The 21,655-nt window shown below is 67.9% G+C and carries 18 protein-coding genes and 1 pseudogene; 13 read left to right on the top strand and 6 right to left on the bottom strand.

Annotation, left to right across the window (positions count from 1 at the left end):
• Window positions 1-28: 28 nt before the first annotated feature.
• From ABLE92_RS12615 to gabT, 3 genes are read right to left on the bottom strand one after another with little or no spacing between them, the layout of a single operon-like run.
• Window positions 29-1,501: an NAD-dependent succinate-semialdehyde dehydrogenase gene (locus tag ABLE92_RS12615; protein ID WP_348805106.1), complete on the bottom strand. Its 1,473-nt coding sequence runs from the start codon at window positions 1,499-1,501 to the stop codon at window positions 29-31.
• Window positions 1,488-3,425 carry a primary-amine oxidase gene (locus ABLE92_RS12610; RefSeq protein ID WP_348805105.1) on the bottom strand — a complete coding sequence of 646 codons (1,938 nt, stop codon included), beginning with the start codon at window positions 3,423-3,425 and terminating at the stop codon, window positions 1,488-1,490. The genes ABLE92_RS12615 and ABLE92_RS12610 overlap by 14 nt, the downstream gene beginning before the upstream one ends.
• 13 nt (window positions 3,426-3,438) lie before the next feature.
• A complete protein-coding gene (gene gabT / locus ABLE92_RS12605) occupies window positions 3,439-4,815 on the bottom strand; it encodes a 4-aminobutyrate--2-oxoglutarate transaminase (protein WP_348805104.1) in 1,377 nt (458 codons plus the stop codon).
• 151 nt (window positions 4,816-4,966) lie between these two features.
• Between gabT and ABLE92_RS12600 the strand changes: the two genes are divergently transcribed.
• From ABLE92_RS12600 to ccsB, 9 genes are all read left to right on the top strand, one after another.
• Window positions 4,967-6,496, top strand: coding sequence for a PucR family transcriptional regulator (locus tag ABLE92_RS12600; RefSeq protein WP_348805102.1), 1,530 nt, complete (start codon window positions 4,967-4,969; stop codon window positions 6,494-6,496).
• Window positions 6,493-7,395, top strand: a complete 903-nt coding sequence (locus ABLE92_RS12595) for an SGNH/GDSL hydrolase family protein (RefSeq protein ID WP_348805100.1) — start codon at window positions 6,493-6,495, stop codon at window positions 7,393-7,395. Before ABLE92_RS12600 ends, ABLE92_RS12595 begins: the two co-directional genes overlap by 4 nt.
• 99 nt (window positions 7,396-7,494) lie before the next feature.
• Window positions 7,495-8,481 (top strand): DUF559 domain-containing protein, encoded by a 987-nt coding sequence (locus ABLE92_RS12590; RefSeq protein ID WP_348805099.1) that lies wholly within the window; start codon window positions 7,495-7,497, stop codon window positions 8,479-8,481.
• A gap of 711 nt (window positions 8,482-9,192) precedes the next feature.
• Window positions 9,193-10,563 (top strand): glutamate-1-semialdehyde 2,1-aminomutase, encoded by a 1,371-nt coding sequence (hemL, locus tag ABLE92_RS12585; RefSeq protein ID WP_348805098.1) that lies wholly within the window; start codon window positions 9,193-9,195, stop codon window positions 10,561-10,563.
• A complete protein-coding gene (locus tag ABLE92_RS12580; protein ID WP_348805097.1) occupies window positions 10,563-11,189 on the top strand; it encodes a histidine phosphatase family protein in 627 nt (208 codons plus the stop codon). Before hemL ends, ABLE92_RS12580 begins: the two co-directional genes overlap by 1 nt.
• A 55-nt stretch (window positions 11,190-11,244) precedes the next feature.
• Window positions 11,245-11,865 carry a TlpA family protein disulfide reductase gene (locus ABLE92_RS12575; protein WP_496560800.1) on the top strand — a complete coding sequence of 207 codons (621 nt, stop codon included), beginning with the start codon at window positions 11,245-11,247 and terminating at the stop codon, window positions 11,863-11,865.
• Window positions 11,862-12,650, top strand: coding sequence for a cytochrome c biogenesis CcdA family protein (locus ABLE92_RS12570; protein ID WP_348805096.1), 789 nt, complete (start codon window positions 11,862-11,864; stop codon window positions 12,648-12,650). Before ABLE92_RS12575 ends, ABLE92_RS12570 begins: the two co-directional genes overlap by 4 nt.
• Entirely contained in the window at window positions 12,647-14,353 is a 1,707-nt protein-coding gene (gene resB, locus ABLE92_RS12565) for a cytochrome c biogenesis protein ResB (protein WP_348805095.1), read from the top strand. Before ABLE92_RS12570 ends, resB begins: the two co-directional genes overlap by 4 nt.
• Before the next feature lie 45 nt (window positions 14,354-14,398).
• Entirely contained in the window at window positions 14,399-15,433 is a 1,035-nt protein-coding gene (gene ccsB / locus ABLE92_RS12560; RefSeq protein WP_348805094.1) for a c-type cytochrome biogenesis protein CcsB, read from the top strand.
• Here ccsB and ABLE92_RS12555 read toward each other — a convergent pair.
• The 3 genes and pseudogenes from ABLE92_RS12555 to ABLE92_RS12545 all read right to left on the bottom strand — a co-directional run.
• Window positions 15,390-15,617 (bottom strand): annotated as a pseudogene (locus ABLE92_RS12555) (helix-turn-helix domain-containing protein); the annotation flags it as partial. The gene ccsB and the pseudogene ABLE92_RS12555 sit on opposite strands and share 44 nt — an antisense overlap.
• A 188-nt stretch (window positions 15,618-15,805) precedes the next feature.
• Window positions 15,806-16,009 (bottom strand): hypothetical protein, encoded by a 204-nt coding sequence (locus ABLE92_RS12550; RefSeq protein WP_348805093.1) that lies wholly within the window; start codon window positions 16,007-16,009, stop codon window positions 15,806-15,808.
• Between the two features lie 111 nt (window positions 16,010-16,120).
• On the bottom strand, window positions 16,121-16,336 hold the full coding sequence (locus tag ABLE92_RS12545) for a BldC family transcriptional regulator (RefSeq protein ID WP_348805092.1): 216 nt from the start codon (window positions 16,334-16,336) through the stop codon (window positions 16,121-16,123).
• Window positions 16,337-16,740: 404 nt separating this feature from the next.
• Here ABLE92_RS12545 and ABLE92_RS12540 point away from each other — a divergent pair, with 404 nt between their 5' ends.
• From ABLE92_RS12540 to ABLE92_RS12525, 4 genes are read left to right on the top strand one after another with little or no spacing between them, the layout of a single operon-like run.
• On the top strand, window positions 16,741-17,052 hold the full coding sequence (locus ABLE92_RS12540; protein WP_496560799.1) for a DUF4229 domain-containing protein: 312 nt from the start codon (window positions 16,741-16,743) through the stop codon (window positions 17,050-17,052).
• 10 nt (window positions 17,053-17,062) lie between these two features.
• Entirely contained in the window at window positions 17,063-18,229 is a 1,167-nt protein-coding gene (cds1, locus tag ABLE92_RS12535; protein WP_348805089.1) for an L-cysteine desulfhydrase Cds1, read from the top strand.
• A 24-nt stretch (window positions 18,230-18,253) separates the two neighbouring features.
• Window positions 18,254-18,943: an ABC transporter ATP-binding protein gene (locus ABLE92_RS12530; RefSeq protein ID WP_348805088.1), complete on the top strand. Its 690-nt coding sequence runs from the start codon at window positions 18,254-18,256 to the stop codon at window positions 18,941-18,943.
• Window positions 18,940-21,513, top strand: coding sequence for an FtsX-like permease family protein (locus ABLE92_RS12525; RefSeq protein WP_348805087.1), 2,574 nt, complete (start codon window positions 18,940-18,942; stop codon window positions 21,511-21,513). The genes ABLE92_RS12530 and ABLE92_RS12525 overlap by 4 nt, the downstream gene beginning before the upstream one ends.
• Window positions 21,514-21,655 lie beyond the last annotated feature (142 nt).

Genomic DNA, 21,655 nt, shown 5'->3' with positions numbered 1-21,655 from the left:
CGGGAATGGGCGCCCACTCGACGCCCGCCTACGGGGTGAGGGCCACGTACTTGACCGTCAGGTACTCGTCGATGCCCTCGGCGGCACCCTCACGTCCGATACCCGACTGCTTGACACCGCCGAACGGTGCTGCCACATCCGACATCACGCCGCGGTTGACGCCCACCATCCCGGAGTCCAACGCCGACGCCACCCGCATGCAGCGGTCCAGGTCGCGGCTGAAGAAGTATGCCGCCAAACCGTACTCGGTCGAGTTGGCCGCGCGGATGGCCTCGTCCTCGGAGTCGAAGGAGCTGATGACGGCCACCGGGCCGAAGATCTCGCCGCGGGTGACCGGGGCGTAGGCGTCCACCTGATCGATGACGGTCGCCGGGTAGAAGTAACCCTTGCCCTCGGGGGCCTTGCCACCCAACCGAACCCGGCCGCCGTGGGCCACCGCGGTCTCGACCGCCTCGGCGACCTTGTCCCGTTGCGCGGCGCTGACCAGCGGGCCCAGGGTCACCCCGTCGTGGTAACCGGGCCCCATCCGCACCGCCGACATCTTCTCCGTCAGCTTCTCGGTGAACTCCTCGACCACCCCGGACTGCACCAGGAACCGGTTCGCGGCCGTGCACGCCTCACCGCCATTGCGCATCTTCGCCATGAACGCACCCTCGACCGCCTTGTCGATGTCGGCGTCGTCGAAGACCAGGAACGGTGCGTTGCCGCCGAGTTCCATGGAGGTGCGCTGCACGCGTTCGGCCGCCTGCCCCAACAGGTTTCGGCCCACCGGTGTCGAGCCGGTGAAGCTGATCTTGCGGATCCGGTCGTCGGTGATGATCGCCGAGGACACCTCCCGTGCATTCATCGTCGGCAGCACCGACAACACCCCCGCCGGCAGACCGGCCTCGGCGAAGATCTCGGCGAGTACCAACATCGTCAACGGCGTCTCATGCGCAGGCTTCACCACCATCACATTCCCGGCCGCGAGTGCCGGACCGATCTTGCGGGTACCCATGGCGAGCGGGAAGTTCCACGGCGTGATCGCCAGGCACGGTCCAACCGGCCCGTGCGTCACCAGGATTCGGCCGGTGCCGGCCGGCGAGTGGGTGAACCGCCCGTCGATGCGGACCGCCTCCTCGGCGAACCAGCGGAGAAACTCGTTGCCGTACTTGGCCTCGGAGATACTGTCCGGGAGGGCGCGTCCGAGTTCGAGGGTCATCAGCATCGCGAGGTCATCGGCCCGCGAGGCCACCAATTCGAAAGCGCGACGCAGGATCTCGCCCCGTTCGCGCGGCGGGGTCGCCGCCCAGTCGGCCGCCACCGCGGCGGCCTTGTCGAGGGCGCGGGCCGCGTCGTCCACCGTCGCGTCGGCGACCTGGGTCAACGGTTCCTCGGTGGCGGGGTCGTAGACGGTGAAGGTACCGCCGTCGGAGGCGGCCACCTCCTCGCCACCGATCCACAAACCGGTGGGCACGCCGTCGAGAATGGCCTGGGTGTCGATCACATCAGTGGTGGTCATGGTGCGTCCCTTCAGAATGGCAGTGCGACGACGGACTCGGTGCGACGTCGAGTGCGGGATTACGGTCGAAGAACCCGAACGGCTTGAGCCAGAACGACACCACGTCGACGGGCATCACCGGCCAGTCCTCCGGCCGGGTGATGTGGTGGATGCCGAAGACATACCACAGCACCACATCGGTGTTCTCGATCGGGCGATTGTTCTTGGTCCACTCCGCCATTCCGGTGTCGCCGTCGGACTGGTTGACGAATTCCCCGGCCGGCCACCGCTCGTCGGCGCTGTTCGGCGTCACCCACAGGGTGTGTCCGATCACGGTGGCGCGCTGGAAGATCGGCGACGCCGGATCGAACATCGCGGGGAACGCGGCGGTCGGGCTCAGCTTGTACGCCGGGTGCGCGCCGATGCCGGTGGTGACGTTGGTGTTGACCACTTTCCAGCTCTTCTGGGTGGCGAAATCCGGATCCTGCATCCCGTCCTGTTCGGTGCGCAGTGCCGTATTCTGTTGCACCAGCGACAATCCCAGCGGATTGCCCGGTCCCATCGGTTCGGCGACGGTCTCCGAGGCGAACACCGTGTTGTCGGTGCCGTCGATATCGAGATCCATGCGTGCCACCAGGAAGTGTTGGTGGAACGGCGCATACGTGCGGTTGTCGACGGTCGTGCCGTGCGGATTGGAGAGCACTCCCGGCGGCATCGGAGTGGTCACCATGATCCCGGTGGCCCGCACCTCACACTCGATGTTGCCGTCCTGATAGAACCGCCAGTACACCAGATACTCGTAATTGGCCACGGTGACATGGAAACTCACCGTCAGGCGCCGCATGCGACGGACCTCGGCACCGGCGTCGTGGTCGACATGCTTCCACAGGACCGCGTTGTCCTCTTCGTGAATGCAGATGGCGTTGGTGATGGTGTACGGCTCACCGGCGCTGTTGTGCAGCACCGCGTCGAGGTAACGGATCTCGCCGAGGCAGTCGCAGCCCAACTCCAGCGACGTCGTCATGAAGCCCAGGCCCCATTCGCCGATGTCGAAAGCGGTACGGCGGTAATGGTCTTCGCAGTGATCCCGGTAGGGGACCACCATCTCGGCAAACGAGAGGCGATGCGCCACCGACCGATCCCGGCCGCCGTCGCGGTAACTCACCTGGTGCAGGGTCATGCCCTCGCGGTAGTTGAAACCGACGCGCAGTGACCAGTTCTGCCAGGTGAGCTTGTTGCCGTCCAACTGAAACGACGGACCGTCGGGCTGGGTGATCTCCAGCGGCTTCAGGTCGGGCCGGGCGAAGGTGTCGCGGATTCGCTGCGGAATGCGACGCGGCACATACTCACCCATCACCTCCGGCGTCTCGAATCCGCCGGTATCTTCAATCCGCAGCAACTCCATCGTGTTGACGTCGATGACGCAGTGAAGTCCCGGAACAGGATTCGCGTACGGGTTGGTGCCCTCCGCGTCCTTGACCCAGGTGTCCGACCAGCCGAGCCGCCGACCCCGGTACTCCTCGGGAATGAGCACCCCGCCGTAGGTCCAGGTGTCCATGAACACCAGGTCCAGATCGGTGATGCCGCGAGCGGCCAGTGCCGCCTGGACATCCGGGTGTGCACGCAGCACGCGGTCGCATTCCTCGAACTCGTCGACGGTGAAGTTGGCCTGCACCCCCGGGATGGCGTCGAAGGACTCCACGCTCGAATCCGACAGTGAGACAAACGACTTGTAGGTGAGATTCTCCCCGGTGTTGAAGCACACCACCACCGCGCGCCGCGGTGGCACCGTGCCGTCGGCGTCGAAGGCGGCGAGCTCGGCCTTGGACGGTTCGGCCAATTCGATGGAGGCATAACGCCATCCGTCGCCGACCCCCTGTTCGGCCGCCAACAGAGCGGTGACACTGCGGAATTCGTCGGATGACAGCGGATCAAGCGGGTACATCGACTCGGCCTCCTTAGGCGTTGTTCTTGATGGCCTCACACAGTACGGACAGTCCCTCACGCAGCAGGTCCTCACCGATCACCAGCGGCGGCAGCAGCCGGATCACGTTGCCGAACGTTCCGCAGGTGAGGATCACGACGCCGGCGGCGTGACATGCGGCGGCCACCGCCTTGGTCAGCGCAGGATTGTGGTTCGACGCGCGCGGCGCATCCGGCGTCACCAGCTCGATCGCGATCATCGCACCACGTCCACGGACCTCACCGATCACCGGCTTGCCCTGCGCGGCAAGCTCATCGGCCAGCGATGACAGTGCCTCGCGGACGATCTCCTCGATCCGGCGGGCCCGCCCGGCGAGATCGAGGGTCTGCATCTGATCGATCGCGGCGATGCCCGCCGCGCACGCCACCGGGTTCCCCCCGTAGGTACCGCCGAGGCCGCTGGGATGCACCGCATCCATCAGTTCGGCGCGGCCGGTGACCGCGGCGAGCGGCATGCCGCCGGCGATACCCTTGGCCATCGTCATCAGATCGGGGACGATGTCCTCGTCGTCGCAGGCGAACCACGATCCGGTGCGGGCGAACCCGGCCTGCACCTCGTCGGCGATGAACACCACACCGTTCTCCCGGCACCACGCCACCAGCGTCGGCAGGAAACCCGGTGCGGGAACGATGAATCCGCCCTCACCCTGAATGGGTTCGATGATCACCGCGGCCAGTTGGCCGGCGCCGATCTGCGTCGACATCAGCGAGATCACGTGCTCGGCCGCGGCCACACCGTCGTCGCCGAACTGATCGCGCAGCGGATAACTCATCGGCATCCGGTACACCTCGGGGGTGAACGGCCCGAAACCCTGCTTGTACGGCATGTTCTTGGCGGTCAACGCCATCGTCAGATTCGTCCGACCGTGGTAGGCGTGATCGAAGGCGACCACCGCGTTCCGGTCGGTGGCCAGACGCGCGATCTTCACCGCGTTCTCCACCGCCTCGGCGCCCGAGTTGAACAGCGCGGTGCGCTTGTCGTGATCACCGGGCGTCAGCGCGTTGAGCTTCTCCGCGATCTCCACGTACCCCTCGTACGGCGCGACCATGAAGCAGGTGTGGATGAGATGCCCCGCCTGATCGGCGACCGCGGCCGCCACCGCCGGGTTGGCCGAACCGACCGAGGTCACCGCGATGCCCGACCCCAGGTCGATCAACGAATTGCCGTCGACGTCGACGAGGACGCCGCCATCGCCGTCGACGGCATAGGTCGGCAGGATCGAACTCACGCCGGCGGCGACGCTCGCCGCGCGGCGCGCGCCCAGCTCCCGCGACCGCGGGCCGGGCAGTTCGGTCACCAGCCGCCGCTCCTGCGGGAGGCGGTAGGCGATCTCGGTCGTGGTGCTGGTCATGGGGCTCACCTCGTGGAGATTATGGTGGATATGCGGAGCGCGAACGCGATACGCCCAGTCTTCGCCCAATCCCGCGCCGCGTGCGCCTGACAGTTTGTCGAACGATCCGCGAAGCGCACGCCATCTTGTCCAGCTCGCGTACGGTGGGGGGATGTCGACGTCGGTCCGCTGGCTTCTCGCTCAACGCCGCCTGGAACTCGAGTTACGGGGTGGCGCCGACGGCCTCGACCGGCCGATGGACTGCGCGGTGAGCTCCGAACTGGTCACCGCCGCCGACTGGATGGTCGGTGGGGAAGTGCTGCTGACCACCGGCCTCCGCCTTCCTGACGACCCACCCATCCGCGAGCAATACGTGGAATCGCTCGCGGATGTCGGCGTCGCCGCCATCGGATTCGGCGTCGGCCTCGGCTACGAGGAGATCCCGCCCGAGATCTGCGCCGCCGCCGACCGCGTGGGTCTCCCGCTGTTCGAGGTGCCCTGGCACATCCCGTTCTCCGCCATCACCCGGGCCGTCCTCGACCACATCGCCGCGGGACGCTCCGCGCGCCTGGTCGCGGCCACCCGCGCCCAGCCGCGGATGACCCGCGCCGCGGTCGCGCGCGGCCCGGCCGCGGTCATCTCCGAACTCGCCGACGCCGTCGCGAGCCGCGTGATCCTGCTCGATGCCGCCCACGCCGAGGTGGCGGCCGCACCCGGCGGCGCCGCGGCCCCCGCCGACCTCGACCACGTTCGCACTCTCGCAGCGCGCGACCCCGCGTCGGCGGGCGCGGTCGTGGTGACCGACGACGCCACCGTCACCCTCGCCCGGATAGGCTCGTCGACAACCACATTCGGGTTTCTCGGGGTCGTCGGACCGACGCTCGACGAGGTCGCACGGATGCTCGTCGGACATGCCGTGTCACTGCTGGCGATCGAATACGCCAAGCCTCGCGACGTCCGCCGCGACATCGCCCGCGTGCAATCCGACGTCCTCGGCAATGCCCTCGACGGCGTCGTCGGCGCCACCGCGCGCTCGATCCTCGAGCGGGTCGCCACCCCCGACGGCCGCGTCCGCGCCGTCGTGTACACCTTCGCCGACGACGCGTCCGCCCGCCGTGGTGCCGACCGCCTCGCCGACGAGCTCGAGAGCCGATGGCGACCGGTGTTCGTCTTCTGCGACGGCACCGAGGTGGTGGTGCTACTCGACGGCGACGACCATGTGGACGTCGCCGTCGGAATGCTGAATCTGCTTGTCGCGCAGGGACCATTGCGGGGTGGGATCGGACCCGCCGTCGCCCTCGCCGACGCCGACGGAGCGCCGCGGCCGGACGCGATCGCCGAGTCGGTGGCCCACGCGCGGCTCGCCGCGCGCTCCGCCGCCACCGGTCAGCTCGTCGATCTCGCGGCCACCCGATCACTGCTCGGCATCCCCGAGATCCGAAATATGCTGGCCGACAGTCGAAGTCATCGTCTACGCCCGATCATCGAGCATGATCGCGAACAGGGCGCCGGGCTGGAGGCGAGCCTGCTGGCATTCCTCGAGGCCAACGGCAACTGGGGTGCGGCCGCGACGACGATCGGTGTGCATCGGCACACCCTGCGCAGCCGGGTCGAGCGGATCGAGGACATGCTCGGCATCGACCTCACCGACGCCCGGACCCGCGCCGAACTGCTGCTGATGATGCTGGGTGCCGACGCGTGAGGTGGCTGCGCCTGCTCACCCTCGCGGTCGCGCTGCTCGGGATCGTCGGCTGCGCCAGCGAAACCGGCAGCAGCGCAACACCATCGACGTCATCGGGTGTTGCGTCGTCGAGTGCTGTGCCGACCGAGTCGGCCGGTGCCACCTACGTCCACCTCGGCGACAGCTACGCCGCGGGTACCGGTGTGCTCCCGGTGGTCGGCGGATCGCCTTTCCTGTGTCAGCGGTCCGCGCTCAACTTCGGCCACCTGATCGCGCAGCGACGCGACCTCGCGATAGACGACGTGAGTTGCGCGGGCGCGACGACCGCCGACCTCACCACCGACCAGTACTACGGCGTCGGCCCGCAACTCGACGCACTCGGCCCCGACACCCGACTGGTGACGATGATGCTCGGCGGCAACGACGAGAACACCTACGGCGGCGCCATCAGCAAGTGCAGCGACCTCGGCCGCGCGACCGGCGGCGTCGGATCACCATGCCGCGACCGCTACGGCGACGAGTTGACCGCACCCATCGACGACGACATCCGCCCGGCCCTCACCGACGTGCTGCGCCGGATCCGGGAGCAGGCACCGAACGCGCGGGTCGTCATCGTCGGCTACCCGTGGATACTTCCCGCCGCCGACGGCTGCTATCCGACGATGCAGGTCGCCGCCGGTGACGTCGGATACCTGCGCGACCTGCAGGCGACCCTCAACGACGCCGTCCGCCGCGCCGCAGACGACGCCGGTGCCACCTTCGTCGACATGGCGCCGGCCTCCGAGGGACACGACGCCTGCGCCGGGGCCGATCGGTGGATCGAACCCCAGCAGGGAAGCTCCGCACGGATCACCCTGCACCCCAACGCCACCGGACAGCAGGCGCTTGCCGATCGGGTCATGTCGGTTATCGGCCGGTGACCGGAGGCGTTGTCCACAGAGGGCAATCGATCCACAGATTCGCCCGTGCGGGAGCTGTGACGCCGCGGTGATGTCGTCCGGAGCGGCACACTCACCGCCATGAGTCTTGCCAATCTCGAACTCGCACAAGATCACTGGCGCGGAGTGTTTTCGTGGACGGAACTGTCGCGTCGGGGATTCAGTCAGGCGCAGGTCGCGCGCATGGTCCGAGGTGGTGATCTGCACCTGCTCCGGCGCGGGTGGTACGCCACCGGATACGCGCATCCGCTGGTGGTCCAGGCGGTGTCGGCGGGCGGGGTGTGCTCGTGTGTGACCGCCTTGGATCTGCACGGCATCTGGGTCGTCGCACGAGGAAACCGCGCGCACGTGCGCGCCCGGAAGGCGGCGCACAACGCCGGTGGACGACGATTCTGCAAACAGTTCAGTGGCCCCGAACCCGAGATCTACCCGCTCGACGACATCCCGACGGCACTTCGGCACGCACTGCGGTGCCTCGACGCCGAAGGGATCGTGGCAGCGTGCGACTCCATCTTGAACCAGGATCTTCTCGACATGGCCGACTTGGTGGCGACCTTCGCCACGGCGCCCCTCGACATTCGTGACCTGCTCGAACTCTGCGACGGCCGAGCACAATCGGGTACGGAGAGCATCGTTCGGCTTCGTTTCCGGGCGATGGGCCTCAGGTTCGATATACAAGTGAAGATCGTCGGTCTGGGGCACGTTGACTTCCTCATCGGCGACCGTCTGATCGTCGAGATCGACAGCATCGAGTTTCACGACAAGTCGCCCGAGCAACGCGAGGCGGATCGTCTGCGTGACGAGATCGCCCATCGGCTCGGTTACATTCCGCTGCGCATGTCCTACAACCGCGTGATGTTCGAGTGGAAGGACGCCGCCGAGACGATCACTGATCTGGTTCGCCGCCGCGAGCACCTCAAGGCCCTTGCCGGTCCACGCGAACTCGTCGCAGAGATCGACGCCGCAGTCGACGGTGATCCGGATGTCGATGACACGCCCAACGGGGATGACGAGGGTGACATCGGCGGCGATGAGTACTGGGACGATCCCGATTTCGAGGGATGTTGACGTCGCGGTCGGCCGCACGCCGATACAACCGGGATGGCTCAGGGGTCTCGCGTCAATAATTGTCGTGGGTGGGCGTATTCGTCCCGGTTATATGTGGGCTGTCGGGGTGGATACCCCGACGGTTGGGCAACGTGTGGCGTGTGTGGCCGGTGGTGCTGTGAGGTGGGTCGGGCTGGTCGTTCGGGGGTTGGGATCACGGCTCGGCCGGCCGGTTGGGGTGAGTCGGGTGGGGGATTGGCCGTCGGTGCCGATACAACCGGGATGGCTCAGGGGTCTCGCGTCAATAATTGTCGTGAGTGGGCGTATTCGTCCCGGTTATATGTGGGCTGTCGGGGTGGATACCCCGACGGTTGGGCAACGTGTGGCGTGTGTGGCCGGTGGTGCTGTGAGGTGGGTCGGGCTGGTCGTTCGGGGGTTGGGATCACGGCTCGGCCGGCCGGTTGGGGTGAGTCGGGTGGGGGATTGGCCGTCGGTGCCGATATAACCGGGATGGCTCAGGGCTTTCGCGTCAATAATTGTCGTGAGTGGGCGTATTCATCCCGGTTATATCCGCACCGACCGGCGTCCGCCCGGAATACAGCGAACAGCAACCGCCCATGACGACGGCACGCTCGGCGTGCGAAGCGCCCAGTGAGTCGCAGCCCGACCGCACCGAACCCCCTGACCAGCGTGAATTTGGGTCACTCGGTGCCATTTGGAACACTGGAGCCCGTGAGCAGATCCGCCGAGGCCGCGCCGAAGTCCAGTGAACTGTTCCGTCGGGCTCAACACGCCATCCCCGGTGGGGTGAACTCGCCGGTCCGGGCGTTCTCCGCGGTCGGCGGCGATCCGCGGTTCATCGCCTCGGCCAAGGGCTGCGAGCTCACCGATGTGGACGGCAACACCTACGTCGATCTCGTCTCCTCCTGGGGACCGATGATCCTGGGTCACGCCCACCCGGCCGTCGTCGAGGCCGTGCAGAAGGCCGCCGAGGGCGGACTGTCGTTCGGCGCCCCCACCGAGTCGGAGATCGCCCTGGCCGAGGAGATCATCGACCGCGTCGACCCGGTGGAACGGGTCCGGCTGGTCAACTCCGGTACCGAGGCCACCATGTCGGCGATCCGGCTGGCCCGCGGTTTCACCGGCCGTCCCAAGATCATCAAGTTCTCCGGCTGCTATCACGGACACGTCGACGCACTGCTCGCCGACGCCGGATCGGGAATCGCCACCCTCGGGCTGCCGACCAGCCCCGGCGTCACCGGCGCGTCGGCGCACGACACCATCGTTCTGCCCTACAACGACCTCAAGGCCGTCGCGAAGGCCTTCGAAGAGTTCGGTGACGACATCGCCGCCGTCATCACCGAGGCCGCCGCCGGCAACATGGGAGCGGTACCCCCGGTCGACGGCTTCAACGCCGGACTGCGTGAGGTCACCCGACGTCACGGCGCCCTGCTCATCATCGATGAAGTGATGACCGGATTCCGGGTCAGCCCGGCCGGCTGGTTCGGACTCGAAGGCGTCGGCGCCGACCTCTACACCTTCGGCAAGGTGATGAGCGGTGGCCTACCCGCCGCGGCCTTCGGTGGTCGCGCCGACATCATGGAACGCCTCGCCCCCACCGGCCCCGTCTATCAGGCGGGCACCCTGTCCGGGAATCCGGTCGCTGTCGCCGCCGGACTCGCCACCCTGCGTACCGCCGACGCCGGCACCTACGCCACGCTCGACGCCAACGCCGACCGCCTCGCCGACCTCCTCACCACCGCCCTCACCGAGGCCGGCGTGGAGCATCGCGTGCAGAAGGCGGGCAATCTCCTCAGTGTGTTCTTCGGAACTCCCGCCGACCGCCCGATCACCGACTATGCCGCGGTGAAAGCCACCGAGACCTGGCGTTTCGCCCCGTTCTTCCACGCCCTGCTGGACGCCGGCGTGTATCCGCCGCCGAGCGCCTTCGAGGCCTGGTTTGTCTCCGCGGCCCTGGACGGGGATGCTTTCACTCGAATCGCCGACGCGCTGCCCGCGGCCGCCCGCGCTGCCGCCGCGGCGGTGCCCGCCCAGGCCGGCGCCGCGCGCACGACCGAATCCGACTCCGGGGAGAACGACTGATGCACACGATCGTCCACATGATGCGCCACGGTGAGGTGCACAATCCGGACGGCATCCTCTACGGCCGGCTGCCCGGATTCCACCTCTCCGACGCCGGTCGGGCCCAGGCCCGCAAGGTCGCCGAATCCCTCGCCGACCACGACATCACCGCCGTCTTCGCCTCGCCGCTGCAACGCGCGCAGGAGACCGCGACGCCGATCGCCGCCGCACACGATCTGCCGATCTTCACCAACGACGAACTCATCGAGGCCGACAACATCTTTGAGGGCCTCAAGGTCTCCGTCGGCGACGGCGCGTTGCGCAAGCCGCGGCACTGGCCCAAGTTGCGCGATCCGTTCACCCCGTCGTGGGGGGAGCCCTACATCCAGCTCGCGCATCGCATGCTCGCCGCCGCCAACAAGGCCCGCGACACCGCCCGCGGCCACGAGGCCATCTGCGTCAGCCATCAACTGCCGGTGTACACGCTGCGCCGCTTCCTCGAAGGTCAGCGCCTGTGGCACGATCCGCGTCGTCGGCAGTGCTCGCTGGCGTCGCTGACCAGCCTCATCTACGACGACGACGCGCTCGTCGACATCATCTACTCCGAGCCCGCCGGCTCCTCGGATCCCCTCGTCACCGGGGCGTGACGGGAAGAACGTGAAGGTTGTGAAGGTGCCAGTTCGTGGTGTGCCCGGCACGCCGATGTCCGCTCCCCGGACCGCCCGGTACCTGAAAGTCGTTTTCGCACTGTTCATCTCGATTGCCGCATTCATTGCCGCCGGCTGTAGCACCGGCGACGACGCCGTCTCCCAGGGCGACACCTTCCAATTCGTCTCGCCCGGCGGCAAAACCGTCATCACCTACGACCCCGCCGACCGCAAGCAGATCGCCACGATCTCCGGCGAGGACCTCGTCACCGGTAAACCGTTGTCGCTCGATGATCCCCGGTTCGCCGACAAGGCCGTGGTGATCAACGTGTGGGGATCGTGGTGCGCACCGTGCCGCGGTGAGTCCGCCGCCCTGGAAGAGGTGTACGAGAAGTACAAGTCGCAGGGGGTGGAATTCCTCGGCATCAACCTGCGCGACGACCGGCAGTCGGCGCAGGACTTCGTCACCGACCGCAACGTCGGTTTCCCGTCCCTCTACGACTTCCCCGGGGCGTCGCTGGCCGCGCTGACCACCCCGACGTCGGTGGTCCCCACCACGATCGTGCTCGACCGGCAGCATCGTCCGGCCGCGGTGTTCCTGCAGGCCGTCGACGCGCAGATGCTCGGCGACGCGGTGGCGAAAGTGGTCGCCGAATCACCGCAGGCGGCGCCGTGAGCACCATCGGGGAGACCTTCGCCGACACCGTGTCGTCGGGGCCATTGCTGCTCGGCGCGGCGGCCGCCGCCGTCGCCGGTCTCGTCTCGTTCGCCTCGCCGTGCGTGGTGCCGCTGGTACCCGGCTACCTGTCCTATCTCGCCGGGCTCGTCGGTGCCGAGGCACCCGCGGTGACCGTCGACGAACCCGCCAAACGCGGCCGGTCGCGGGTGGCGCTGGCCGCCGGACTGTTCGTCGCCGGATTCACCGTCGTCTTCGTCGCCGCCACCGCCACCGTGCTCGGCATCACCAGCACCTTCATCCTCAATCATGAACTGCTGCAACGCATCGGCGGTGTGGTGACGATCCTGATGGGTCTGGTCTTCATCGGCTTGGTGCCGATGATGCAACACGAGTTCCGGTTCGCGCCGCGGATGGTGTCCAACATCGTCGGCGCCCCACTGCTCGGCGCGGTGTTCGCCCTCGGCTGGACGCCGTGCCTGGGGCCGACCCTCGCGGCGGTCATCGCCACCGCCAGCGGCACCGAGGGCGCCACCGCTGCCAGAGGCGTGTTCCTCATCGTCGCCTACTGCCTCGGACTGGGCATCCCGTTCGTGATCCTGGCGTTCTCGTCGGCGTGGGCGCTGCGCAGCCTGGGCTGGCTGCGTGACCACGCCCGCGCCATCCAGGTCTTCGGTGGTGTCATGCTGATCCTCGTGGGTATCGCGCTGGTCACCGGGCTGTGGGATCAATTCATCGTGTGGGTCCGCGACGCCTTCATCACCAACCAGGAACTCCCCGTATGACGCGCGCCGACACCCCGCTCGAGGTCCCCGCCACCCCGCCGCCACCGCACAAGCCGCATTGGGCGATCCGCCGTCTCTGGTGGCCGGCCCGCAACCTGTGGCGGTCGCTGACGTCGATGCGCACCGCGCTGGTGCTGCTGTTCCTGCTGGCGCTGGCCGCGATCCCCGGCGCCCTGCTACCGCAACGTGAACTCAACGAGCAGAAGACGCTGACCTACATCGCCGACAAGGGCTGGGTCGGCCAGTGGATGGACCGGCTGCAACTGTTCGACGTCTTCTCCAGCGTGTGGTTCACCGCGATCTACGTGCTGCTGTTCGTGTCATTGGTGGGGTGTCTGACCCCACGCATGATCGAACACGCCAAGAGCCTGCGCGCCAGCCCCGTCGCCGCGCCCCGCAACCTGGCGCGGCTGCCGCGGCACATCGAGGCCACCGCCGACGGCGAGCCCGATGACCTCGCCGAACGCATCTCCGGCAACCTGCGTGGCTGGCGTCGCCACGTGGTGGTCCGGGAACCGTCGGAGAAGTATCCCGACGGCTGTGTCGAGGTGTCCGCGGAGAAGGGGTACCTGCGCGAATTCGGCAACCTGGTCTTCCACTTCGCGTTACTGGCGCTGCTCGTGTCGATCGCCGTCGGCAAGCTCTACGGCTACGAGGGCACCCGCAGCCTCGTCGCCGACGGCCAGGGCCTGTGCAACACCTCGACCGCGGTCTACGACTCCTTCCGCGCCGGCGCCCTCGTCGACGGCACCGACCTCGAGCCGTTCTGCTTCCGCGTCGACGACTTCTCGGCCACCTTCCTGCCCAACGGTCAGCCCGACATGTACGACGCGACGATGTCCTACACCGACAACGCCGCGACCCCGCCGAGCGATTGGAAGCAGACCTCGGTGCGCGTCAACGACCCGCTGCGGGTGGCCGGCGACCGCGTCTACGTCCTCGGCAACGGCTTCGCCCCGACCTTCACCGTCACCTTCCCGAATGGTGAAAAGCGGACGCAGACAGCCATTTTCATACCCGATGAACTGCAGACGATGCTGTCGTCGGGGGCGGTGCGATTCGACACCCCGGCCGGGATGTACCCCGACGAGGACGTCCGCCGCAAGAATCAGATCGCCATCGAGGGCTTGTTCGCACCGACCGCCACCTACCAGGGCACCCTGCTGAGTTCGTCGTCGCCCGTCCCGCACGACCCGCAGGTGGCCATCCGCATCTACAAGGGTGACACCGGCCTGGACACCGGCCTCCCGCAGAACGCCTACACCCTCGATCAGAGTCTGGTCGATCAGGGTCGGCTGCAGCGGCAATCCCAGGTGAATCTCGCGCAGGGGGCGAGCACCCGCCTCGCCGACGGCACCGAGGTCACCTTCGACGGGTACCAGCGATGGGTGTCGGTGCAGGTGTCCCACGACCCGGCCCAGACGTGGGTGCTGGTCTCGGCGATCGCGATGCTCGTCGGGTTGTTGGTGTCGCTGCTGGTGCGGCGTCGACGGATCTGGGCGAGGCTGGTGCCGGTGACCGCCGCCACCGATGGGGGCGGAGCGAGCACCACCTCGACGCAACGACGTACTGTAGTAGAAATCGCCGGGCTCGCCCGGACCGACCAGGCCGGTTGGGGTGAGGGCTTCGAGGAGCAGGCCACCGCCCTGATCGATCCCGACGCCCGGCCCACCGGGTGGACGGCCAAGTTCCGCAGACTCTAGCTCCGCAGGCTCTGAAGGCTGAAGAGTGACAACCGAGGTGAACCGATGAACACTGGCGCAGTACAGATCGACGAGACCCTGGCGCGGTACTCCGACCTGCTGTTCGGCACCGCCATCACCGTCTACGTGATCGCGATGTTCCTGTTCCTCGCGGCGCTCGCCGGCGCCCGCAGTCGTCGGCTCGCGGCCAGGGAACTGGTCGGCGCCACCGCCGGATCGGCCGGATCGTCGGCGTCCGGCTCGTCGACGCCGGTCGACCGGACCCCCGGCAAACTGGCACAGGGGACCCGACGCAGCTTCTCCGAGAAGCTCGGCGCGATGGCCTACCCGGTCGTCTTCGTGGGGCTGGCCGCGCACATCGCCTCGATCGTCACCCGTGGCATCGCCACCGGCCGCGCGCCGTGGGGCAACATGTACGAGTTCATCTCGATGACGTGCGCGGCGTGCGTGGTCGCCGGCGTCGTGGTGCTGCGCAAGCCGTCCAACCGGCCGCTGCTGTCGTTCGTGCTGCTGCCGGTCATCCTGCTGATGTTCATCGCCGGCCGCTGGCTCTACACCCAGGCGGCGCCGGTGGTGCCCGCGCTGAAGTCGTACTGGCTGGCCATCCACGTCTCGATCATCTCGATCAGCTCGGGCGTGCTGCTCGTCTCCGGCGTCGCGAGCGTGTTGTACCTGGTGAAGATGCAGTGGGGCGCCAAGGCCGACGATCCCAAGCGCAGCGACTCCGGATTCACCGGCGGCGTGATGCGACTCGTCGCGCACATCCCGGGCGCCGACACCCTCGACCGCCTCGCCTACAAATGCGTCGTCTTCGGGTTCCCGCTGTTCGGTCTCGGCGTCATCTGCGGCGCGATCTGGGCTGAGTCGGCGTGGGGCCGGTTCTGGGGCTGGGACCCCAAGGAGACCGTCTCGTTCATCGCGTGGGTGATCTACGCGGCCTACCTGCACGCCCGCGCGACCGCCGGCTGGCGCAACACCGCGGCCGCCTGGATCAACGTGGCCGGGTTCGTCGCGTTGCTGTTCAACCTGTTCATCATCAACCTGGTGGTCTCCGGCCTGCATTCCTACGCCGGGCTGTGATCACCGGCTGACGACGCGGTTGGTCCCGCGGACACAGCGATGTCCGGTCGATCCCGGCAGGTGTGCCGGTGATCGACCGCATCTTCACGCGTCGAGAGCGGGATGGCCGAGGATAGGTGACGCTCACGTCGAAGGCGCGGGCAATGGCCTCGACCGTCCGGAACGACGGCGTGCGGGCCCTTCCCGGAGCGTGGTTGCGACGGTGTCGCGTCGCCCCGGGGTGTACGTGCCGGGTCGTGCGTGGATGGCTGGTGGGCGTCGGTCGCGACGGTACGACGCCGACGAGGGGAGTGGTCGGACGCACCCAGTCGACGGATGCATTCAGTGGTCGGACGCACCCAGTGGTCGGACGCACCCAGTGGTTGGACGCACTCAGTGGTCGTCGGCGTCGGAACCGTTGCTACCGCGACTACGCCGGTCGAGATCCTTCAGGAAGTCGGGATCATCGTCGGGGCCGACCGGCCCCCGCGGTGCCGACCTCACGTGCCGTGACTCGTCGGGCATCTGCGGCCCGAAGGCACGCCACAACAGGAACCCGACGGCCACGATGCCGATCAGCGTGAACAGAAATGCCATGGCAACCTCCCTGTAAGCGAGTTTACGTGAGGTTTGTTGCCCAGTGGGTCATCTGTCCGACGTCAACGGGTCGTCGGCGATCGGTCGTCGCGGGGCGACGGTTTGGCTCGGTCAGGGGCGACGGTTCAGCAGCGCGACGACGTCCTCTTCACGGAAACGACGATGCCCACCGGGGGTGCGGATCGAGCCGAGGATGCCCGAGCTGGCCCAACGCGCCACGGTCTTGGGGTTCACATTGAACATCGAGGCCACCTGACCGGGGGTCAGGGTGTGCTGGCTGGCCATGCCCGGGGTGATGACGCTCATGGGGTGATTGATGGCGGTCATGAGAACTCCCTCTTCTTGCGCCGCGAATCCGATGCCGCGGCCGTGCACCATGAATACACGCAAATCGCCCAGGTACTCGAACCGTCAGCGGTAAGTAAAGAGAGTGCAAAGAAGCCTGTGACCTGCGCACACGCCCCACCAGCGCCTTTTACGCGTGCTTTGCCAAGCCCTGCCACACCGTTGGTGGGAAACCGCGCCGACGGCGGTGCACACAGCGTTCGTACAGGGTTCGCCCGGACGCCCGCGTCGACGTTGACGGCGCTCCCGCTCGCGTTGACGGCGCTCACCCACACGTTGACGGCGCTCTCGCTCGCGTTGACAGCGCTCTCGCACACGTTGACAGCGCTCTCGCTCGCGTTGACAGCGCTCCGCCGACCCGAATCGACCACCGGGTTACCCTGGAAATCGTGAGTGAAGAGCAACAAGCGCAGGGCAGCGCCGGCAGCCTGGCCCTGGCCGTCGCCCTGTACACCCTGGCCCGTCTGGCTCTCGTGGTCGTCCTCGCGGCGATCATCTGGGGCATCGGCAAGCTGGCCGGGGTCGACGTCCCCATCCTGGTGGCCGCCGTGTTCGGTGTGCTGATCGCGTTGCCGTTGGGCATGGTGGTGTTCAAGTCGCTGCGGTTGCGCGTGAACGAGCAGATCGCCGCCGTCGACGAGCAGCGCCGACGCCGTCACGACGACCTGCAGACGCGTCTGCGCGGCAGCGGCAGCTGAACCGCGGCCGATGACCCGCGACACCGTGCCCCCGACGGCACCCCCGACGCCACAGATCCGCACCGTCGACATCGACCGCCGCCTCGATCGCGGCTGGGCCGACAACGCCGTCCGCATCATCGAGGCCGACGCCCGCCGCAGCGCCGACACCCATCTGCTGCGCATCGAACTGCCCGAATGGTCCCGCTGGATCGACGAGTCGGGTGCCGAGGTCGGCGTCGACCTCTACCTCAAGGACGAGAGCACCCACCCGACCGGATCGCTCAAACACCGCCTCGCGCGGTCGCTGTTCCTGTACGCGATCTGCAACGGCTGGATCACCGAGGGCACCACCGTCATCGAGGCGTCGTCGGGCTCGACGGCGGTCAGTGAGGCCTACTTCGCCCGCCTGATCGGCGTGCCGTTCATCGCCGTGATGACCTCCAACACCTCGCCGTCGAAGACCGCTCTCATCGAACGTCAAGGTGGCCGTTGCCATCTCGTCGACCGGCCGTCCGACGTGTACGACGCGGCGCTCACCCTGGAAGCCGAACTCGGCGGCCATTTCATCGACCAGTTCACCATGGCCGAACGGGCCACCGACTGGCGCGGCAACAACAACATCGCCGAGTCGATCTTCGCGCAGATGGCCGACGAGGAACACCCGGTGCCCACCTGGATCGTCGTCGGCGCCGGCACCGGCGGCACGTCGGCCACCCTCGGCCGGTACCTGCGCTATCGCCGCCATCCGACCTGGCTCGCCGTCGTCGACCCGGAGAACTCGGTCTTCCTGCCCGCCTACTCCTCCGGCGACGGATCGATCACCTCGGAAATCGGTTCCCGCATCGAGGGCATCGGCCGACCGCGCGTCGAGCCGTCGTTCGTCTCCCAGGTCATCGACCGCATGATCGGCGTGCCCGACGCCGCGTCCGTCGCCACCGCCCGCTGCATCAGCAACCGGCTCGGCCGGCGCGTCGGCGGATCCACCGGCACCAACGTGTGGGGTGCACTGAAATTGGTGTCCGAGATGGTCGCCGGCCGTCGGCCCGGCAGCGTCGTCACCCTGCTCTGCGACTCCGGAGACCGTTACAGCACAACGTATTTCGACGATGATTGGCTGGCATCGCAGGGGCTGGAGCTGACCGCGCCGACGGCCGTGCTCGATGAGTTCTACGCCACTGGACGGTTCACCGGGTGAGCCTTCCCACTACGATCTGATCCCATGGCAGCGGTGGGGGAGCAGAACCTGGTGGAGGCCGTCGATCTGGTGCGGGAGTACTCGCTCGGTGATGAACGGGTGCGAGCCCTCGACGGGGTCAACCTCTCGTTGCCGGGCGGCCAATTCGTCTCCGTCGTCGGACCGTCGGGTGCGGGCAAATCGACGCTGCTGCACCTGATGGGTGCGCTCGACACCCCCACGTCCGGCTCGATCCGCGTCGACGGCGTCGACCTCGGCTCCCTCGACGACAACGCCGCATCGGCGTTCCGCCGCACCCGCGTCGGCTTCATCTTCCAGTTCTTCAACCTGGTGCCGACGATGTCGGCGTGGGAAAACGTCGCTCTGCCAAGGCTTCTCGACAGTCAGTCGCTGCGCAAGGCCAAACCCCGCGCCATCGATCTCCTCGACCGCGTCGGTCTCGGTGACCGCGTCAATCACCGGCCGTCGGAGTTGTCCGGCGGCCAGATGCAACGCGTGGCCATCGCCCGTTCGCTCATCATGGAACCAGCGATCCTGCTGGCCGACGAACCCACCGGCAACCTCGACTCGGCCACCGGGGCGTCGGTCCTCGACCTCCTCTCGGAGGTGGCGCACGAGGGTCAGCGTCGCCTGGTGGTGATGGTGACCCACGACGCGGCCGCCGCCGGCGTCGCCGACACCACGATCACGGTGCGCGACGGACAGATCGCGTGAACCGCGTCCGCGCCGTCGCCGGCGGGGTGCTCGCCGGGCTCACCCGCGTCCGCATCCTCAACCTGCGCGAGATCCGCACCCACCGACTACGCGTGTTCACCTCGCTCAGCGTGGTGCTGGTGTCCTCGGCGTTGCTCGTCGCCGTGCTGGGGACATACGGGTCGTTCACCGAATCGGTCCGTGATTTCAACGCCGCGATCTCCGGGACCGCCGACGTCGAGGTCGCCGCCATCACCGACTCCGGGATCGACGACTCGCTGGCCGGCCGGATACGCGCCGAGGTGCCCGACGCGAAGGCGGTGGTGCCGATGATCCGCGGTGCCGTCACCGTCGACGGCAGACCGATCCCGTTGTTGGGCTCCGATTTCCGGGTCACCGCCCTGTCCGGTGACCTCCGGTCGATGCAGGGCGGCACCGGCCTGTCGCTCGACGATCTCGCCGACGGGGTGATCGTCGGCCCGAACACCGGATTCCGTGAGGGCCAACGGCTCTCGATCGACGGCATCGACTTGCGGGTGCTGCAGGTCGCGACCGGCGAGGGCGCCGACCGGCTCAACGGCGGCACCTACATGTTCGCCTATCTCGATCTGGCACAACGGCTCACCGGCAAGGAGGGTGGACTGGGCAACGGTGATGTGGTGTTTCCCGGGAAGGTCGACTCGATCTTCATCGTCGCCAAACCCGGTGTCGACATCGCCTCATTGCGCACGCAGATCTCCGACGTCGTCGGCGGGCGGGCGGTGGTCGTGGACCCCGACTTCCGCACCCGCCAAGCCGAAGTCGCCACCTCGGTCACCCGCGATGCGACGCTGCTGGTGTCACTGATCTCCCTGGTGATCGCGGCATTCCTGGTGTTCAACACGATGAACATGGCCGTCGCCTCCCGCCGGCAGTCCCTGGCGATGGTGCGGGCCCTCGGGGCGCATCGTCGCAACCTCGTCGGCGACATGCTCGGCGAGGCAGCGCTGTTCGGCCTGATCGGCGGTGGGATCGGCGTACCGATCGGCATTCTCGCCGGCCGGTGGGCGGTGTCGACGGTGCCACCGGTGACCCGCGACGCGGTGACCATGAAGATCGCCTACCACCTACCCGCCTACGCGCCCGTCGTCGCCGTCGTGGCCTGTGTGATCGCGTGCGTCGGTGCGACGAGTCTGGCTGCGCGATCGGTGTTCTCGGTGTCGCCGGTGGAGGCGATGTCGCCCGGCGAGGTCGCCGACAGCGTGCCCCGTCGTCGTGTGGTGGTCTGGAGCGCCGGCATCGTCGGGGTTCTCACCGTCATCGCCGCGTGGATCGTCGTCACCGTCCCGGGCCGCCCGGCCATCGTCGCCGGTGCCGTGTACGCCGTCGGCGCGCTGCTGATCTGCTTCGCTCTGACCCGGCCGCTGGTGGCCGCGGTGGTCCGATTGGCCCAATTATTCGGTGGCCCAGGGCGTCTCGCGTCGGTCAACACCCAACGTGCGCCGCGTCGTGCCTGGGCGACACTGATGACGGTGGCCGTCGCGATCGCCGTCGGCATGGGTACCTCCGGTGCCCTGGACAATCTGGTGTCGTCGATCTCGTCGTCGCTCGACGGTCTCGGTGACCCGGACTTCTACATCTCGTCACAGTCGAAAGATCAAGTGCCCCTGGGTCCGGAGCTGCCACCGGAGATCTATCACGAGGCCCGGGAGGTCCCCGGCGTCACCGATGTGGTGGTCGGCCAGTGGGCCAACGTCAACGCCGGTGCCGACCGCATCCTGCTGCAGGGCCTGGTGCCGGGATCCCGGGCACCGTTCATGCGCAAGGCCTCTCCCGAGGCGGTGCGACAGGTGTTGGACGGCAACGGGATTCTGCTGTCCAACGTGCTGGCGCGCACCCTCGGCGTCGAGACCGGCGACACTCTGCGGCTGGCGTCGCCGACCGGATATCACGACGTGATCGTCCGCGACATAGTCGATTACGTGTCCATCGACTCCGGAACGGGTGCGGTGTCCAACGCGCTGCTGTCGAGGTGGTTCGACCGCAGCGGGGCCACCTACCTTCAGGTGATCACCGCACCCGACGCCGACACGACCGCGGTCCGCGCGGCGCTGGAACGCATCGCCGTCGAGAATCCGTCGCAGGGCGGCTCCCCGGTGTATGTGTACTCCGGCGCCGAGGCGCTCGCCGCGACCCGTGGGCAGGCCGAGCAGTCCGGTGCCTTCACCGTCGCCATCCAGTGGATCGTCTCGGTGGCCGCGGCGATCGCGCTGCTCAACACGCTGTTGCTGTCGGTGATCGAACGGCGACGCGAACTCGGCGTGCTGCGTGCGATGGGCGCATCCCGACGGTTCGTGTCCCGCATGGTGCTCGCCGAGGCCGGCGCGGTGGCCGTCGTCGGAGCGCTCACCGGCCTCGTCATCGGCGCCATCCTGCATGTGCTGAGCGACGAGATCCTCGCCGCCACGACGTCGATCGACGTCGCCTACTCGCCGCGGCCGATCACCATCGTGTTCGTGGCGGCATCGGTGGTGCTGTGCCTCGTCGGGGCGGTGGTCCCTGCCCGACGCGCAGCCCGCATGAACATCACCGAGGCCATCGCCAACGAGTAGGGCGGGGCGCCCCCCCCCGGTTGCACTGACAGCGTTCTCTCCGACGTTGACAGCGCTCTGTCCTGCACTGACAGCGCTCTCTCCGACGTTGACAGCGCTCTCGGACACGCATAACCCCAGTTCAGACCCGCCACCGAGCCGC

This window comes from Gordonia oleivorans (genome assembly GCF_040044975.1).
In the GTDB taxonomy this organism is placed as follows: domain Bacteria; phylum Actinomycetota; class Actinomycetes; order Mycobacteriales; family Mycobacteriaceae; genus Gordonia; species Gordonia oleivorans.
This window is presented reverse-complemented; position numbering and strand designations above follow the sequence as displayed.